The 698-nt window shown below is 41.3% G+C and carries 1 protein-coding gene; it reads left to right on the top strand.

Annotated elements, in window-relative coordinates; all coding sequences use genetic code 11:
- Nucleotides 1–61 precede the first annotated feature (61 nt).
- Complete coding sequence (gene frr, locus SORDD16_RS05480; protein WP_061452663.1) at nucleotides 62–619, top strand: ribosome recycling factor; 558 nt, start codon at nucleotides 62–64, stop codon at nucleotides 617–619.
- The last annotated feature ends 79 nt before the right edge of the window (nucleotides 620–698 follow it).

The raw sequence follows: 698 nt of genomic DNA, 5'->3' as shown, positions 1-698 counted from the left end.
TTTGGTGAAAATATCGGAACAACAGTTTCAAACAATATCGAAGAAAAGGAATAAGAAAATTATGGCTAACGCAATTGTAGAAAAAGCTAAAGAGAGAATGACCCAGTCTCACCAATCACTTGCTCGTGAATTTGGTGGTATCCGTGCAGGTCGTGCTAACGCGAGCTTGCTAGACCGTATCCACGTAGAATACTATGGAGTTGAAACTCCCCTTAACCAAATCGCTTCTATTACCATTCCAGAAGTGCGTGTCTTGTTGGTAACACCATTTGACGAGTCTTCGTTGAAAGACATCGAACGTGCCTTGAACGCTTCTGACCTAGGTATCACACCAGCTAATGACGGTTCTGTAATCCGCTTGGTTATCCCTGCTCTTACAGAAGAAACTCGTCGTGACCTTGCTAAAGAAGTGAAGAAGGTCGGTGAAAATGCTAAAGTGGCTGTCCGTAACATCCGCCGCGACGCTATGGACGAAGCCAAGAAACAAGAAAAAGCCAAAGAAATCACTGAAGACGAATTGAAGACTCTTGAAAAAGATATTCAAAAAGTAACAGACGATGCTGTGAAACACATCGACGATATGACTGCCAATAAAGAAAAAGAACTCTTGGAAGTCTAAAAATAAACAGAAAAACTCAGTTGGCATTGCTGGCTGAGTTTTATTCGAAAGAAGGAAATATGAATACAAATCTTGCAAG

It is taken from the genome of Streptococcus oralis (genome assembly GCF_001578945.1).
GTDB classification, from domain to species: Bacteria; Bacillota; Bacilli; order Lactobacillales; family Streptococcaceae; genus Streptococcus; species Streptococcus oralis_Q.
The sequence above is the reverse complement of the archived record's forward strand: the minus strand, read 5'-3'. Positions and strand labels throughout refer to the sequence as shown.

Bases quoted from the DNA above. Each gene is read 5' to 3' on its own strand.
- frr (WP_061452663.1), top strand. From the start codon at position 62: ATGGCTAACGCAATTGTAGAAAAAGCTAAAGAGAGAATGACCCAGTCT.